The sequence below is a fragment of the Pseudohaliea rubra DSM 19751 genome, assembly GCF_000764025.1.
Lineage (GTDB): Bacteria > Pseudomonadota > Gammaproteobacteria > Pseudomonadales > Halieaceae > Pseudohaliea > Pseudohaliea rubra.
Genome location: NZ_KN234745.1, coordinates 222,796 through 239,427 on the forward strand (window position 1 = coordinate 222,796; position 16,632 = coordinate 239,427).

Below are 16,632 nucleotides of genomic sequence, written 5' to 3' on the forward strand. Positions count from 1 at the left end.
CCCAACGCACACAAGGACCCATCACGGAGGTTTCCATGGAAAGGCTCGACGACGACACTGTCGCGGCGGCCCTCGACAAGCTCCCCGGCTGGCAGCGGAACGGCGACCACCTGCGGCGCGACTTCAAATTTGCCGACTTCAATGCGGCCTGGGGGTTCATGAGCCGGGTGGCGCTCCTGGCCGAGGCCATGAATCATCACCCGGAGTGGAGCAACGTCTACAACTCGGTGAGCATCGGACTGTCGACGCACGACGCCAACGGGCTGACGGAACTCGACCTGAAGCTGGCGGCGGCAATCAATGACAGCGCCGGGGACAGCTAGAAGCGAAAACCGAACTCCAGCAGCCGCCGCCCCAGTACCTCGTCGAGGCGGCTCTCGTCGCGCGCGTTGATCTCGATATTGCGCAAACCGAGCTCAACGTAGATGTCGCGCTTGCGCAGCCGGCTGCTCAGTTCACCGGCGGGCACATCCGCTTCCCAGCAGTCCACATAGATGCGGCCGGCGGGCAGGTAAAAATCGGCGCAAAGGGGCTCATCCACTGGCAGGGAACGGGCGTGCGCGTGCGTGAGCTGTGCCAGGTAGAGCCAGTTACACACATGCATCTGCAGCGGGCTGTGCAGCACGTGCCCGTCGATACCGGCATAGCCTTCTACGCTAAGCCGCCCCGAGCTTGCAAAAAGATCCGGCTCCGCGCTGTCGTCGACCCGCGGCGCGCCGTGCTCGGAGAAGCGACCGAGCTCCCGATGTACCACCGCCTCGTCGATAAGCTCATGGGGCCAGCTGACATAGAGCGCCCCCGAGTCGTCGCTTTCTTCCTGCTGGCCTCCGAAGCGGCGGCCGAGTTCGGTGAGCTCCCAGCCCAGGAGCGTATGCTCCTGCAAACCGAGCTCGGCCAGGGCACGGTTGATGGTCTGCGGATGAAGCTGCGGGTAGTAGCGGCGCATGCCCCGGACGGTGATCCGCTGCCGTGACTCGATGGCCGCGAGAAGCGGGTGGGTAGCAAGCTTCTGCGGCCAGACCACGTAGCGACCGAAACGCTTGCTGTCCTGGTAACCGCCGCCCTCGAACTCACCCTTCGGTGTCAGCAGCCAGTGGTCGCCGCTGCGCTCGATCCAACCGTAGTCGCGCAAGGTGGCGAAGAGCTGCTGCATCGGCAGCTGCAGCTTCTTGGCCAACGCCGAGGTGGAGAGCATCGTGCCCTCCTCCCGGTCGTCACTCCCCGGCGCCATAGCGCTCGCCGAGGGCGGCATAGAGCCGCTCGGGAAAGTCCGCGGCACCGCGGTCGAGGCTGCCGAGGACCTCGTGCAGATGCTCGTTGTCTTCGCGGCCGGCCCAGAGCTTGCGGTAGCTTCCGTCCTGGTAGCCGTGGTCCTGACGGAAAAAGTTGAGCACGTTCTTACCAACATAAGTGCTGTAGAGGTCGTCGATGGTCAGGCCGGCGGTAAGCATGAGGTCGCGAAAGGCGGTGACGGAAAAGCGCCGTGCTGTCAGCGCTTCGGCAGCCAGGGCTTCCGTGGCCAGGCGCAGGTCTTCGGTGGCCGGCGCCCGACTTTCAAGCGCCGCCGCCAGGCGCGCAGCCAGCGCCGCGTGGTCGTCGTCGCCCTGAAGGAGCATGGAGAGACCGAAGTGCCAGATGTCGACGACCTCCAGGCGCACCTGCTCCATGCACGGCTCCTGCCGCTTCCACCATTTGTAGCCGTAGTGCTCCAGAAGCTCGGCACACTCGATCCAGGTGGCCCGGTACCAGGCGAAGTTCTGGGCCCGCCACTCAGGGTGAACCCGCGTATTCATGCGGTCCTGCATGGCGAGCATGGTCTCGAGTTGCTGCTGCACGGCCTGGCTCCTACGCATCGGAGACCGCAGTGTAGCAGCGCCCGTGAAGGCCTCACAGCCTGCCGATCAGCCCGTTTTCTTCTCCGCAGGTGCGGCAGCCGGCACCTTGGCCTGCACGATGCGGAAGCGGCCGGCGACAAACGCGAGGTCCGCGAGGCAGGCATTGCCCGCAGGGTTGAGGCCGGTAACGTGATAGTCCGAATAGGCGGCCGCAAAATTGATCGGCATGCCGTGCAGGTTGCACGCAACGGACGCGCCGGCGTCGTGGTAGGCGTCAATGGCGCGCTCGATAAAAGCCGCATCCGTGCTGTACACATGAGCGGTAATCGCACCGCACTCGCGCGCGTTGCGCGTCGCATCTTCGAGGGCTTCGTCGGCGGAACGGTGGCGGATCACGAAGGACACCGGACCGAAAACCTCCTGGCGGTACCAGTCCGCGTCATCGGGTGTCGCGGCGATCATGAGCGGCGTCGCCGTTCGCGCAGCGGGGAAATCAGGATTTTCGTAGCCGGTGGAATCGCGCAGGATCGTCCCGGCGCCGGCGGCGCGTTCCCGGCACGCATCAACCGTTGCCTGCACCGATTCGTCGAAGAGGGTCCCGCACAGCGTCGCCGCACGACGCGGTTCCGCGAGCCAGCCATCCACAGCCTCGCGCAGAGCCTGCTCCACCGTCTCGACCGGCACCAGCTCGCCTCCCACGCGTACGCCAGCGGCGGGCACGTGAATGTTCTGCACGCTGGTACACATCTGTGCCGAGGCCTGGCAGAGCGACTGGGCAATGGCCCGGGCCGTTGCGGCAAGGTCATCGGTGGATTCAAGCACGACGGAGTTGCAGCCGGCGGTCTCCGTGAACACGAGCTTGCCCGGGCAGTTCTGCTCCAGCCAGCTGCCGAAGACCGGGCTGCCGGTGTAATCGACGATCGCGGTCTGCGGCTGAGCGAGCAGTTCCTGGGTGGCGGGCTCAGCGCGGGTATCGGCGACAAGCGTGACAAGGTTGGGATCGAAGCCCGCTTCTTCCAGCACCGCGCGGCACGCCGAGACCACAAGCGCTACCGGCAGCACCGCCCGCGGATGTGGCTTCAGCACCACCGGGTTGCCGGTCGCCAGGGAAGCGCAGAGCGCCGGATAAGCATTCCAGAGAGGAAAGGTGGCACAGCAGATCACCACGCCGACACCCCGGGGCCGAAGCCGGTACTGTTTGACCAGGTCCGCTACGCCGTCGCGGCCGAACTGCCGCTGCCAGCGGCCACTGCGCGGCACGTCAGCCATAGCCTTATGAGCGTAGGCCAGTGCTTCCAGTCCGCGATCCAGCGCGTTCGCTCCGCTACCGGCAAAGGCCATGACGTAGGACTGGCCGGACGTATGCATGGTGGCGTGGGCGTTTTCAAACAGCTGTTCACCGCAGCGCGCAAGCATCTCCAGGCAGACTCCCACCCGGGTATCGGGATCCGCGGCCGCCCAGGGACCGTGCGCGCTATCGATCGCCGCGTACAGGGCGGGCACGTCCACCTTCGGGTAACTGATGCCCAGGGGCTCGCACGTGTAGGGCGACACTTCTTCGCCGATGCGCCCACGCTCCGCCGGCTGCGCCAGCGGGAAGGGCCTGCCGAGCAGGTCTTCGAAGCGGGCCTTGCCGGCCGCCGGCACGTCCTCGCCGTGAAGCTTGCTACTCGGGTTTTCGGGCCAGCCGCTGAAATGGCGTCGGTCCGCGCAGGCGGCGAGCGCCTGATCGAGCAGGGTCCGATGGCGGGCAAGGTAATCGATCGTCATGATGCATAGTCTCCTGCGGTAGTGGGCTCCCGCTCCTCAGCGAAGGTCAGCTCCACGTCATGGGCCTCAAGCGGATCGCCACACTGGTCGCAGCGTACGCGGCTGCGCAGGCGTTCACCGCAGGGACCGTGGCGGAGCAGCATCGGCGGCCCTTTGCCGTTGAGGTCACACCATCGATCCCCCCAGTGGAGCAGTGTCTGGAAGAAGGGAAACAGGTCCCAACCCTTGCTCGTGAGGCGGTATTCAAAGCGCCGTGGCCGACGTTGATAGGCCTGGGCGGCGAGCACGCCGGCGTCTTCGAGCAGGCGAAGACGATCAGTCAGGGTGTTTGTGGCCACCGGTAATTCCCGGTGGAAATCGTCGAAGCGTGCGATACCGTGGAAGGCGAGTGCGATGACATTGGCGGTCCAGCGATCGCCGACCAGGGTCACGAGCTGGCGATAGACGTTGCGCGCCGCAGGGACGGCGCTTGCGGGCAGCGACGAGCGCCGCCGGGTCTTGACCGGCCGCTCGTCCCTCGCGGCGCCGGGGCCGGGCTCGTAGGCAACGGCGCGGCCGTCCACGGGCAGCTCACAGGCCTCACAGGCAAGCACCGGCGAAAATCGCTGCCCGCAGCGACGGTGACGCAGCGTGAAGTCCTGCTGCGGCGCTACCGGGTAGTGACACCGCTCCCAGGCCACGGCCATGAGAGCCGTATCGTAGAGGTCCAGGGACTTGCGGGTGAGGCGGTAACGACCATGCCGCTGACGCAGGCAGTCAATACCCCGGAGCCACTTCAGCCGGTCCGACAGAACGCCGCGGGAGGCGCCGGTCGCGGCGAGGAGGCCACCAAAGGTGGAACCGCCCCAGAAGGCTTCCTGCAGGATAAGCAGACACCAACGGTCACCGATCTCGTCAAGCGCCCGGTTGATGGAGCTGGCACGGGTGACGAGAACGCTCACGATTCAGGCGCGATACAAGTCCTCGCCCCGGGCCCAGGTGGCATGGAAGCCAAAGGGCACCCGCCGCGGCAGATGCACCCGGGCCAGGGGGCCGTCCTCGATGGCGCGGGCGTCGAAAACCAGGCAGTCCGACTGCCAGCTATTGCTGTCGGTCACCAGGGTGATCACGTAGCCATCGTCCTCGGCCCGTTCCCGCCCGGCACCGCGGCGCGGGGCGAAGACGGCTTCGCTGCCGAAAACCCCGGCACCGTAGTCCCACTGCCAGCGCCGGCCGGTCTCGTTGTCATACTTGACCAGCCCGGTGAAGCGCAGCGTATGACCGCCTTCATGGGACAGCGGGATGCGCTGGTGGTACGCATAGCGGCTCTTCTCACCATGAAACAGCGGATTGGTCTTGTTGAATTCGGTATTGAGATCGTCAATGTCGCCCTCGCGCACCTCGCCCGTGCGCAGGTTGAAGCGCCAGCGATAATTGTTCGCCTCCAGGCGCATGTAGGCGAGCATGTGCGCGAGCTCGCCCTCGCCGGGCCTGGCCTGCGGCATGGGGTTGCGGGAACGGCAGCCGTCCATCACCACCCAGTCACCCTCCTCCCAGCAGTTGCTCACGTGAAGGATGTAGCAGGGCTCGCACTCGAACCAGCGCACGTCCCCGCCGTCACCGTAGCGCGGCACGATGCCAAAGCGCGTCGGGATATCGCGGTGGAAGGTAAGTACGCGCAGATGGTGCTTGCGCAGCACGTCCATGTCGTGGAAGAACGGCAGGTCGTGCACGACCGCATAATGACGGGTGAAACCGATATCGTGGGGCAGCCGCGGTCCGGGCAGCTCGATGGCCGTCTCGTGCACCAGGCGCCCCGTGCGGTCTGCAATGCCGTAAGTCATGTAGGGCGGCTCGTCGCCATAGTCGAAGAAAATCAACTCTCCCGTGGCCCAGTCGACCTTCGAGTGTGCGGACATGCGCGCATGGCGCCGCCCGGGAAGCTCAAAGGCTCCATGGGTAGCGAGCGTTTCGCCGTCCAGGCGGCAGGGATTGCCCGCGTTGTACCAGAGGGAGATCAGGTCCCCGTGGTAGTAGACAAGATCCGTGTTCGATGTGTCCTTGATACCGAAGGGCGAAACGCTGTAATCGAAGGGGCCCATGACGCCGGGGGATAGGGAACTTCCCCGGGCCTGCTCCTCGGCGAGGGCATGGGTTGCGACCCACCGGTTGCGGTAGCCCACAGTTCCGTCGCGGAAATAAACCCCGTGAATCATGCCGTCGCCGTCGAAGGGGTGATATCGGTTCTTCGGCGGCAACTGCGGGTTGGGGCCATTGCGCAGGTACGCCCCCTCGAGGTCCGCTGGCAGCTCGCCGGTTACCGGCAGGGACTCTGCCGCCAGCTCGCCCGTGACCGGCGCGTACACGCCGTGAAGGTAGGGGTTATCGAGGCTGTAGATCCAGTCCGGAGCATCGTCAAAACGGGTCACGCCCCCGACGCAGTGATTAACGGTGGGATACTTGGGATGCTGTGCCGGAAGACCCATGGTGCGCTCCTGGATGGGTAACTCTTCCCCCGAGTATAGAGCCGCAGTTCTGTTATGCAAGCCACTGATGGGAGGACCGGGCGTACCCGTATCATGGGTATTTGCGGCACTGCGCCTGCTGGCCTAGACTTCAGGTCTAATTAAAAAAGTGACTGTGGTTACCCGATGACGGACTGCCTGTCCCGCCTGCGCCTGCCCGTGTTCCAGGCCCCCATGTTCCTTCAGTCAGGTCCGGCGATGGTCATCGCGGCCTGCCATGCCGGTATCGTCGGCTGCTTCCCGTCCGTCAATGCCCGCACCATCGAGGACCTTGAACGCTGGCTCACCGACATCACCGGGGCGGTAAGCGACAGCGAGCATGCGCCCTGGGCGATCAACCTGATGATGCATCGCTCCAATACGCGTCGGCACGCGGATCTGGACCTCGCCGTGCGCTTCCGCGCTCCGCTGGTGATCACCGCCCTCGGCAGCCCCCGGGAGGCCGTGGAGGCGGTGCACAGCTACGGCGGCCTTGTCTTCGCCGACGTCATCGACCCGCGCTTCGCCGCCAAGGCGCTTGAGGCCGGCGCAGATGGTCTGGTGCTGGTTGCTGCCGGGGCCGGAGGACATACGGGGCAGATCGCCGGCTTCGCTTTCGTAGAGGAGGTGCGCCGCTTCTGGGACGGGCCTATCGTCCTCGGCGGCGGCATCAGCACCGGACGAGCCGTCCGTGCCGCAGAAGTACTCGGCGCGAACTACGCTTACCTGGGCACCCGCTTCATCGCCAGTGAGGAGAGCATGGCAGACCCCGACTACAAGGCCATGGTTGTGGCCGCTTCAAGCAACGACATTGTCTGCTCCGATGCCCTCACCGGCGTGCGCGCCAACTGGCTGCGACAGAGCCTCCTTCGAGCGGGCTACGATCCAGAGGCCATGCCGGCAGCGGGGGACATCGACGTGCTTGCCGCGGCCGGCGAAGCCAGGCGCTGGCGCGACGTCTGGTCCGCCGGCCAGGGGGTCGGTGCGGTGCGCGCGGTACAACCGATCAGCGCCATTGTTGAAGAGCTCATCCGCACCTATAACGCTGCGAAGGAAACGCCCTGACATGAAAACGAGCACCGCGGCGCGGATCGCCGCTCACCGGCAGGCCGGCCACTGGGCTGACGACACGCTCCACAGCCTGCTTGCCGGCCTCGCTGGGCGCGCAGGAGACCGGCCGGCTGTCATCGATCCCCCGAACAGTGAAGCCCTTGGTGCCGGCCCACCGCGCCGCCTCGACTTCTCAATGCTCGACCGGGAGAGCAACGGCCTGGCCCGGGAACTCGCGGCGCGCGGCATAGGCCCCGGCGACGCCCTCCTCGTGCAGCTGCCCAACACCCATGCCCTCGTACTGCTCTACGTCGCAGCGAGCAAGCTCGGCGCCGTGCTGTCGCCGCTCGCGGTGCAATACGGCCTGCACGAGATCGCCGGCTTTGCCAGCGCCCTGTCGCCCCGCGCCTTCATCAGCCAGCAAGTGTTGGGCGACCGTACCCTTCTCGATGACGGCGCCGCCGCCCTGCCCGGGATAGACGCCTGGCCGATCGATGAACTCCTCGCCGGCGCGGCCGCGCGCGACCAGACCCGGGGCAACTGGGCGGATGATGCCGACGCCATCCTCACCGTCTGCTGGACCTCCGGCACCACCGGCACACCGAAGGGCGTGCCCCGCTCCCACAATATGTGGTCGGTGCAGGGCCGCACCACGCAGACCGCCGGTGGCTACCGCCCGGGGGAGGTACTTCTGGCGCCCTTCCCTTTCGTGAACATGGCGGCCCTCGGCGGCTTTCTGTTTCCCATGGCGCTGCTTGGCTGCACCGTCGTTCTGCACCACCCCCTGGACCCGGCGCTATACCTCGCCCAGCTTCAGGACGAGAGCGTAAACTTCACTATTGCGCCGCCGGCCCTCCTGAACCGCCTGGCGCAGCAGCCTGCGCTTTGGGAGCAGTTCGATTTCAGCGCCCTTCGCGCCGTGGGCTCCGGCTCGGTACCCCTCTCGCCCGCAATGATCGAAGCCTTTGAGGGGCGTTACGGCAAGCCAGTAGTGAACTTCTATGGTTCCAACGAGGGCATCGCCCTCTTTGCCACCCCGGAGACGGCGCCAGCGGCGGAACAGCGCGCAAAGCTGTTTCCCCGTCTCGGTGTCGCCGGCATGCCCTTTACCGGCTATGGCGCCGAGGTCCTGCAAACCCGGGTCATCGACCCCGCCAGCGGCGCCCCGATCAACGAGCCCGGTGCCTCCGGGGAACTGTGCATTGCCGGCCCCGGCGTCTTTGACGGTTATCTCGGCCACGACAACCGGGGCCTGTTCAGCGACGACGGCTTCTTCCGCACCGGCGACCTGGTGGAGATCAGCGGCGCCCCCCCGCTCTACTACCGGATCGTCGGCCGCTGCAAGGACATCATCAACCGCGGCGGCATGAAGCTTTCACCGAGTGAACTCGACACGCTCCTTGAGGGGCACCCGGACCTGGCCGAAGCTGCCGTTTGCAGCTACGCAGACCCGGAGCTGGGCGAGCGCATCTGCGCCTGCCTGGTGCTCACTGACGGCGCGAGCGCACCGACCATCGACGCTCTCGGAACATGGCTCAGTGAGCGCGGGCTCGCCCGTTTCAAAGCCCCGGAACGCATAGAGCTCTTCGATACCCTGCCGCGTAATCCGCTAGGCAAGGTTGTCCGCGACGAACTGGTGGCTGCGGTCGCAGCCCGGGGAGACACGCTGTGAACCACGTTTACATCCTGGGCGGCGCCCAGAGCGATTTCGCCCGAAACTGGGCCCGGGAGGGACTGGACCTCTTCGCCATGTTCCGGGAAACCCTGGAGGAGGCGGTAACCGACGCCGCCATCGAACCGGGGCAGATCGAAGTCGGCCACGTTGGCAACTTCGTCGCCGATCTCTTCGCCCGCCAGGGGTTGCTCGGCGGCTTTTTCGGCCACGTCTATCCGGAGCTCGCAGGCATACCCACCGCGCGCCACGAGGCCGCCTGCGCCTCCGGCTCCATGGCCGTACTCGCCGCCATGCGCGACCTCGAGGCCGGACACTACAGTGTCGCCTGCGTGCTGGGCCTTGAGCTCATGCGCAACGTCGACGGCCGTACCGGCGCAGAGTACCTCGGTGCTGCCGCCTGGCAGGGTCAGGAGGCGCAGGACGCGCCGTTCCCCTGGCCCCATCTCTTCGATCGCATCACCGCCGAGTACGAGCAGCGCTACGGCATCCGCGAGGAGTACCTCGCGCGCATCGCCGAGATCAACTTCGGCAACGCCCGCGGCAACCCGAAGGCCCAGACCCGGGAATGGACCTTTCCGGATGGCTGCTTCGCCAGCGATGACACCTTGAACCCCGTCATTGACGGTCGCATCCGCAAGCTCGACTGCGGCCAGATCACCGACGGCGCTGCCTGCCTGGTACTGGCCAGCGAGGACGCAGCCCGCGCCCATGCGCAGCGCCGCGGTCTCGCTCTCGCGGATATCCCGCGTATCAAAGGCTGGGGCCACCGCAGCGCGCCCCTGCTCCTGGAGCGCAAGCTTGCCCTCAGCGCGGGCCAACCGCTGATCTTCCCCCATGCGGCGAAGACCATCGAGGATGCCCTGCACCGCGCAGGCTATGCCCGGGTCAGCGAGCTGGACGGCCTCGAGACCCACGACTGTTTCACCATCACCGAATACCTCGCCCTGGACCACAGCGGTCTCACGCCCCCCGGCCAGGCTTGGCAGGCGATCGAGGATGGCCGCATCGCCCGGGACGGCGCCTTCCCGGTAAATCCCAGTGGCGGGCTCATCGGCCTCGGGCACCCGGTGGGTGCAACGGGCGTGCGCATGGTGCTCGACGGCGCCAGACAGGTCACCGGCCGCGCCGGGGTCTGCCAGGTCGCCGGCGCGGAGAACCTGCTCACTTTCAACGTCGGGGGCTCCACGACCACCTGCGCGAGCTTTGTAGTGGGGGTCGGCGCATGAGCGAGGCCTATCTTTACGAGGGCGTACGCAGTCCTCGTGCGCGCGCGAAAGACTCCGGCGGACTCCACGCATTAACACCCCATGCTGTGCTCGCCCAGCTCTATGAAGCCCTTGCCACCCGCGCACAGCTGGCACCAGCCGCAGTCGATGACGTGATTCTCGGCTGCGTCACCCAGTACGGCGAGCAGGCCGGGAATATCGCCCGCGCCTCCGTACTTTATGCGGGCTGGCCCGATCGGGTTCCCGGACTCACGGTAAACCGCTACTGCTCCTCAGGCATCGACGCTATCGCGCTGGCCGGGCTCAAGGTTCGCAGCGGCGAGGCCAACGCTGTAGTGGCCGGGGGCGTGGAGATGATGTCCCGGGTGCCTATGCTCGCGGACCAGGCGCGTGTATTCACGGACCCACCCTTCGCGGCCGCCTGTCGCATGCTGATGATGGGCAGCGGGGCGGACCTGATCGCCACCCTGAACGGGGTAAGCCGGGAAGCAGCGGACGCGGTGGCCCTGGAAAGCCAGACCCGAGCCGCCCACGCCCGGGACGCCGGCCACTTTGACCGCTCCCTGGTGCCTGTCAGGACGCCGGCGGGCACGGTGGGCGTGGACGAGTGCATCCGCGACGGCCTTAGCGCCGAAGACCTCGCCGCCCTGCCTCCGGCCTTCGCCGAAGCCGGGGCAGCGGGCGTGGACGCGTTTCAGCGAAGCGCCAACCCCTCGCTCGAGGGGATCGAGCACATTCACACCGCCGGCAACTCGCCGGCCATGGCCGACGGTGCCGCCCTGCTCCTCGTGGGCAATGAGGCGCTCGCCGATACGCTCGGCCTGGCACCCCGCGCACGGATACGGGCGGCATGTACCGTCGCGGCAGATCCGCTTCAGGTGCTGACGGGCTGCCTGGCGGCGACCGAGGCGCTCCTTGAGCGCGAGGGCCTGACCCGGGATGCAATCGATCTGTTTGAGATTCATGAAGCGTTTGCCGCAGTCCCCGTGGTGGCCCGGGAGCGACTGGGTATCCCGGCAGCGCGGCTCAACGTCAACGGCGGCGTGATCGCCCTCGGCCATCCCATGGGCGCCACCGGTGCAGTGATGGCGATCACGCTTCTGGACGAACTGGAACGGCGTGGCCTGGAGCGAGGCCTGGTGGCGGCTGCCGGTGCCGCCGGCAGCGGCAGCGCGCTGATCATCGAGCGGGTTCATTACCCTTAGAGAGCTAAGGGAAAAAATCCAAAAAGGCCCAAAATCTTTTTGTGACGGAAGTATTATCAGTCCTGACACCGGGGCTGTTTTTTGCAAAAAACGTTCTAAATCGGCAACTTAGTTGATATTTTTTCTCATATCTGTATGATTGAGGACAAATTTGATTTGGGACTAAACCATTACACCCGAAAATAGTGATGTACCCCGGAAGACCGCAAAGCTCCGGGCGCCCACCCTCAACGATGGCCCGGCTGTTCATAAACTGATCAGCGAGTGCCCCCCGCTCGACGAAAATTCTGTCTACTGCAACCTGCTTCAGTGCGACCATTTTTCGGCCACCACAGTCGTCGCAGAGCAGGATAACGATCTCGTCGGCTGCATTTCGGGGCACCTCATTCCAGCCCGGCCGGACACCCTCTTCATCTGGCAGGTCGCCGTCGGGGCTGCCGCCCGCGGTCAGGGTCTTGCCCTGCGCATGCTCCAGCATCTCCTTGAGCGCCCCGCCTGCCGCGCCGTACGTTATCTGGAGACAAGCATCACGCCGGACAACGACGCCTCCTGGGGCCTGTTCCGCAAGCTGGCAGCCACCCGGGACGCAGCGCTCACGGACAACCCCTGGTTCGACCGGGACCGGCACTTCCAGGGCGCCCACGACAGCGAACAACTCGTCCGCATCGGCCCCTTCACGGCGGCCGCGGACAGCGAAGCAACCCTCAACGACGAGAGGACCAACGCATGAACATCTTCAAGGAAACGGAATCGGAAGTTCAGAGCTATGCACGCTCCTTCCCGCGTAGCTTCAACCGCGCCCAGGGCGAAGAGCTTTTCGATGAGGACGGCATCGCCTACCTCGACTTCCTCGCAGGCGCCGGAGCGCTGAACTACGGCCACAACAACGCCGTGCTCAAGGAAAAGCTCCTCGCCTACATCGAAAACGACGGCATCACCCACGGCCTGGACATGCACACCCGTGCCAAGGCGGACTTCCTGGAAGCGCTCCGCGACAAGATCCTCGCACCCCGCGGGCTCGACTACCGCGTGCAGTTTACGGGCCCTACGGGCACCAATGCCGTGGAGGCAGCCATGAAACTCGCGCGCAAGGTCAAGGGCCGGGAGACCATCGTTTCCTTTACCAACGGCTTCCACGGCGTGAGCCTTGGCCCCCTTGCGGCGACGGGCAATGCCCATCATCGCGGTGGCGCCGGAACACAGCTCGCCGGCATCGCGCGGGTTCCCTATGACGGCTACCTGGGCAAGGGCGTCGACACTACGGCCTACCTTGACAAGCTGCTCTGTGACGGCAGCTCCGGCATCGACCACCCCGCCGCCGTGCTCGTCGAGACCGTGCAGGGCGAAGGGGGCGTCAACGCCGCCTCCGCCCAGTGGCTGCGCAACCTCGAAAAGGTCTGCCGCAAGCACGACATGCTTCTGATCGTGGACGACATCCAGGCCGGCTGTGGTCGTACCGGTACTTTTTTCAGCTTCGAAGGCGCCGGGATCAAGCCGGATATCGTCACACTGTCGAAGTCCATCAGCGGCTACGGCCTGCCCATGGCGATCGTGCTGCTGCACCCGGAACTCGACGCGTGGAAGCCCGGCGAGCACAACGGCACCTTCCGCGGCAACAACATGGCGTTCCTCACGGCGAAAGCGACCATTGATGAATTCTGGTCGAGCAGCGCCTTCAGCGACAGTGTAAAACGCAAGGGCGCCTACGTCGCAAAGCGTCTGCAGCGCATGGCCGAGAACCATGGCGAGGGCCATTTCTCTGTTCGCGGCCGCGGCATGTTCCAGGGTCTCAACTGCGTCTGCGGTGAGCTCGCCGGCAGGATCGCGGCGCGCTGTTTCGAGGAGCGCATGATCATCGAGACCTGTGGCGCCGACGACGAGGTCATCAAGATTTTCTGCCCGCTGACGATCACTGATGCCAACCTCACCCGTGGGCTCGACATCCTCGAGAAGGCAGTAGCCGAGGTCTGTGCCGAGACCGACGAAATGCCCGAAGCCACAGAAGTCTTCAAACTGCGCCGCGCCTCCTGAGCCGGCCGGAGCAGCGACAGCGAACAGCACAACAAGGAGCCAAGCAATGATTGTCAGGACCCTGGCGGAGGCAAAAGCCTCCGGCCGGCGCATCGTATCGCCGGACAACAACTGGGAAAGCACCCGCATGTTGCTCAAGAACGACAACATGGGCTTTTCCTTCCATATCACCACGATCTACGCGGGTGCGGATTTCCGCATGCACTACCAGAATCACCTTGAGTCGGTGTACTGCGTCAGTGGCGAAGGCGAGGTTGAGACCCTGGCGGACGGTAAAAAGTACCCGATCGCCCCCGGCACGCTCTATATCCTGGATCAGCACGACGAACACATCCTGCGGGCGTTCAGCGAGATGACCATGGCCTGCGTGTTCAACCCCCCGCTCTCGGGTAAGGAAGTACACAATGCCGAGGGCGCCTATGAACTGGAGGCGGAGGCTATCGAATCGTGAATACCCATACGGTGGAGAAGATCGGCGGTACGTCGATGCTCGACTACCGCGCGGTCCGGGACAATATTTTTCTGCACGGCGGTCACAGCGACAACCTCTACGGCCGCGTGTTTGTGGTGTCGGCTTATGCGGGTATCACCAACCGGCTCCTTGAGCACAAGAAAAGCGGGCGGCCCGGCATCTACGCGCTCTTCTCAGGCAGTGAGCAGGACGCTTCCTGGCAGGAAGAGTTCACGACGCTGCGCGAGGAAATGCATGCGCTCAACAGCGCGTTGTTTGACGATGAGGGCGAGACGAAGCGAGCAAACGCTTTCATCGACGAACGACTCTATTCGGCCGAGGCCTGCCTGAACAACCTGGCCAAACTCTGCGGCCACGGACACTTCTCGCTGGAGGCCCACCTGGATACGGTCCGCGAGATGTTGGCGAGCCTCGGTGAGGCGCACAGCGCCTGGAACACGGCACAGCTCCTGCAGCGCGATGGGGTCAATGCCTGTTTCGTGGACCTGACGGCCTGGCGCAGCGAAGAACACCTGCCCCTCGACGATCGTATTCAGGAAGCAATGGCCGAGATCGACGTGAGCACCACCATGCCCATCGTCACCGGCTATGCCCACAGCGATGACGGCCTCATGGCCAACTTCGATCGCGGCTACAGCGAGATGACCTTCAGCCGCCTGGCGGTCATCACCGGCGCCAGTGAGGCCGTGGTACACAAGGAGTTCCACCTGTCCAGCGCCGACCCGAAGGTCGTCGGAGAAGACAAAGTGGTTCCCATAGGCCGCACGAACTACGATGTAGCGGACCAGCTTGCAAACCTTGGCATGGAGGCTATTCACCCCAAGGCGGCAAAGGGGTTGCGTCAGAGCGGGATTCCGCTCCGGGTCAAGAATACCTTCGAGCCGGAACACACGGGCACGCTGATCACCTCCGAGTACATCAGCAGCAAGCCCTGCGTGGAAATCATTGCCGGCTGTCGCGGCGTCTATGCCCTCGAAGTTTTCGACCAGGAAATGGCCGGCCAGACAGGCCGGCATGATCAGGAGATTCTCGGCATTATCCGCCGCTACAAGGCGCACATCGTGTCCAAGGACATGAATGCGAACACGATCACGCACTACCTCGCGTGCAACCTGAAGACCGTGAAGCGCATCCGACGCGAGATCGAAGCGCAGTTCCCGAGCGCGGAGCTCGATCAGCAGCGCGTGGCGGTCGTCTCAGCGATCGGCAGCGATATGCAGATCCCGGGGATTCTCGCCCGCACCGTGACGGCGCTGGCCGAAGACAATGTCTCGGTGCTCGCCATGCACCAGTCGCGGCGCCAGGTCGACATGCAGTTCATGGTCAGCGACAGTGACTACGAGCGCGCCGTGGTGGCCCTGCACCGAAAGCTGGTAGAGCCGATCGATCACGGCCGCGCCATCTCCCTCGCGTCCTGATGTCGAGCTGAAGCGGGGGCCTGGCGCGTGGTCGCGACCTTCATCCTGTGCCTTCTCGGCTTCACCCTCATCGGCATCTCGTCAGCGCGGGCGAGCCGGGGCACCCGGCACGATTACTATCTCGCAGACGGCAGCGTCGGCCCCTGGCTGGTCGGCCTTTCCGCGGTGGCCACCAACAACTCCGGCTACATGTTTATCGGGGTCATCGGCTACACCTACGCCACCGGCTTTCCCGCCATCTGGCTTATGCTCGGCTGGCTTCTCGGCGATTATCTGGGCTCCACTTTCATTCATGCAAAGCTGCGCGCCGCAACGGCCGGCTGTGACGAAGTCTCCTACGCCGGCGTGCTCGCCCGCTGGCACGGCGAGCGGAATACGGCGCTGCAGCGCACCATCGGCGCCATTTCCCTGCTTTTCCTGCTCAGTTACGCCGGCGCCCAGCTCCTCGCCGGCAGCAAAGCCCTGCATGTGCTCTTCGACTGGCCGCTCTGGGCCGGGGCCGTGCTCGGTTCGGTCCTTGTCGTGGCCTACTGCTTTGCCGGGGGTATTCGCGCCTCCATCTGGACGGACGCGGCGCAGTCGATAGTGATGATCGTCGCCATGACCGTACTTCTGATCGTTGCTCTGATTGAGCTGGGCGGCTTCCCTGCTGCCTGGGCGGCGTGGAAGGAGATCCCCGGGTTCACCCGCTGGACACCCCAGGCGCCCGCCTTCCTTGGCTGGACCGGGGGCCCACTGTTCGTCCTCGGCTGGATGGCCGCGGGCCTGTCCGTCATCGGCCAGCCCCACGTGATGGTCCGCTTCATGACTCTCTCGGGCGGGCCAGGCGGCATGCGCCGGGCCAGGACCTGGTACTACCTCTGGTTCACAGCCTTCTACTTTGCCGCTACCGCCGTGGGCCTGCTGTCTCGCCTGTATCTCACCGACAGCGCCAGCTTCGACGCGGAGCTGGCCCTGCCGACCATGGCCCTGGAGCTGCTGCCCGGTGTGCTCGTCGGTGTGATTCTCGCGGGCATTTTTGCTGCAACGATGTCGACAGCTGATTCGCTGATTCTCTCCTGCTCCGCTGCCCTCACTCACGACCTGCTGCCACACCGGATCGAACGGCCGCTGCTGATCAAGGCCTCCACCGTCCTCATGACCGCTGGTGCACTGGTTCTCGCTCTCTCCGGCAGTGACAGTGTCTTCGCGCTGGTCATCCTGTCCTGGTCGGCGCTGGCCAGCGCCTTTGCGCCGCTGCTCATCGCCCTCGCCCTCGGCGCACGCCCGTCCCAGACGCGCGCACTCTCCGCACTCGCCATCGGCCTGGGTGTATCGCTCCTCTGGCGTCAGCTGGGCTGGGAATCAGTGGTGTACGAGGGGTTGCCGGGGATCGCTGCCGGGCTCTTGGTACACATGCTGCCCGCCGCCGGGCGCAAGGCTATACACGCCGCCGCGGAAGCTGCCGAATGAAGAGCGTGTGAAGTG

15 protein-coding genes are annotated in these 16,632 nt (G+C 65.4%); 10 read left to right on the forward strand and 5 right to left on the reverse strand.

Features of this window, described 5'->3' with window-relative positions:
• Positions 1-35: 35 nt before the first annotated feature.
• On the forward strand, positions 36-323 hold the full coding sequence (locus HRUBRA_RS01055) for a 4a-hydroxytetrahydrobiopterin dehydratase (protein WP_035513593.1): 288 nt from the start codon (positions 36-38) through the stop codon (positions 321-323).
• On the opposite strand, the gene HRUBRA_RS01060 is transcribed toward HRUBRA_RS01055, so the two are convergent.
• From HRUBRA_RS01060 to HRUBRA_RS01080, 5 genes are all read right to left on the reverse strand, one after another.
• Positions 320-1,231, reverse strand: a complete 912-nt coding sequence (locus HRUBRA_RS01060; protein WP_052094240.1) for a hypothetical protein — start codon at positions 1,229-1,231, stop codon at positions 320-322. The two genes, HRUBRA_RS01055 and HRUBRA_RS01060, sit on opposite strands and share 4 nt — an antisense overlap.
• On the reverse strand, positions 1,215-1,835 hold the full coding sequence (locus HRUBRA_RS01065) for a dUTP diphosphatase (RefSeq protein ID WP_035513598.1): 621 nt from the start codon (positions 1,833-1,835) through the stop codon (positions 1,215-1,217). The genes HRUBRA_RS01060 and HRUBRA_RS01065 overlap by 17 nt, the downstream gene beginning before the upstream one ends.
• A 66-nt stretch (positions 1,836-1,901) precedes the next feature.
• Positions 1,902-3,605: a phenylacetic acid degradation protein PaaN gene (paaN, locus tag HRUBRA_RS01070; RefSeq protein WP_035513599.1), complete on the reverse strand. Its 1,704-nt coding sequence runs from the start codon at positions 3,603-3,605 to the stop codon at positions 1,902-1,904.
• Entirely contained in the window at positions 3,602-4,546 is a 945-nt protein-coding gene (locus tag HRUBRA_RS01075; RefSeq protein WP_236629741.1) for a winged helix-turn-helix transcriptional regulator, read from the reverse strand. Before HRUBRA_RS01075 ends, paaN begins: the two co-directional genes overlap by 4 nt.
• 3 nt (positions 4,547-4,549) lie before the next feature.
• The gene (locus HRUBRA_RS01080) at positions 4,550-6,070 is read right to left on the reverse strand and encodes a carotenoid oxygenase family protein (protein ID WP_035513601.1); all 1,521 of its coding nucleotides are present in this window, start codon (positions 6,068-6,070) and stop codon (positions 4,550-4,552) included.
• Positions 6,071-6,235: 165 nt separating this feature from the next.
• Between HRUBRA_RS01080 and HRUBRA_RS01085 the strand changes: the two genes are divergently transcribed.
• The 9 genes from HRUBRA_RS01085 (at position 6,236) to HRUBRA_RS01125 (ending at position 16,617) form a co-directional block, all read left to right on the forward strand.
• On the forward strand, positions 6,236-7,153 hold the full coding sequence (locus HRUBRA_RS01085; protein ID WP_035513602.1) for an NAD(P)H-dependent flavin oxidoreductase: 918 nt from the start codon (positions 6,236-6,238) through the stop codon (positions 7,151-7,153).
• A gap of 1 nt (position 7,154) precedes the next feature.
• Entirely contained in the window at positions 7,155-8,810 is a 1,656-nt protein-coding gene (locus HRUBRA_RS01090; RefSeq protein WP_035513604.1) for a class I adenylate-forming enzyme family protein, read from the forward strand.
• Positions 8,807-10,039 (forward strand): acetyl-CoA acetyltransferase, encoded by a 1,233-nt coding sequence (locus HRUBRA_RS01095; protein ID WP_035513605.1) that lies wholly within the window; start codon positions 8,807-8,809, stop codon positions 10,037-10,039. The genes HRUBRA_RS01090 and HRUBRA_RS01095 overlap by 4 nt, the downstream gene beginning before the upstream one ends.
• Positions 10,036-11,244 (forward strand): acetyl-CoA C-acyltransferase, encoded by a 1,209-nt coding sequence (locus tag HRUBRA_RS01100; RefSeq protein WP_035513606.1) that lies wholly within the window; start codon positions 10,036-10,038, stop codon positions 11,242-11,244. The genes HRUBRA_RS01095 and HRUBRA_RS01100 overlap by 4 nt, the downstream gene beginning before the upstream one ends.
• A 256-nt stretch (positions 11,245-11,500) precedes the next feature.
• A complete protein-coding gene (gene ectA / locus HRUBRA_RS01105; protein ID WP_236629746.1) occupies positions 11,501-11,974 on the forward strand; it encodes a diaminobutyrate acetyltransferase in 474 nt (157 codons plus the stop codon).
• Complete coding sequence (ectB, locus tag HRUBRA_RS01110) at positions 11,971-13,275, forward strand: diaminobutyrate--2-oxoglutarate transaminase (RefSeq protein ID WP_035513609.1); 1,305 nt, start codon at positions 11,971-11,973, stop codon at positions 13,273-13,275. Before ectA ends, ectB begins: the two co-directional genes overlap by 4 nt.
• 46 nt (positions 13,276-13,321) lie before the next feature.
• Entirely contained in the window at positions 13,322-13,726 is a 405-nt protein-coding gene (locus tag HRUBRA_RS01115) for an ectoine synthase (protein ID WP_035513612.1), read from the forward strand.
• A gap of 35 nt (positions 13,727-13,761) precedes the next feature.
• Positions 13,762-15,165, forward strand: a complete 1,404-nt coding sequence (locus tag HRUBRA_RS01120) for an aspartate kinase (RefSeq protein WP_236629747.1) — start codon at positions 13,762-13,764, stop codon at positions 15,163-15,165.
• Positions 15,166-15,192: 27 nt separating this feature from the next.
• Positions 15,193-16,617 (forward strand): sodium/proline symporter, encoded by a 1,425-nt coding sequence (locus HRUBRA_RS01125; RefSeq protein ID WP_035513617.1) that lies wholly within the window; start codon positions 15,193-15,195, stop codon positions 16,615-16,617.
• Positions 16,618-16,632: the final 15 nt, after the last annotated feature.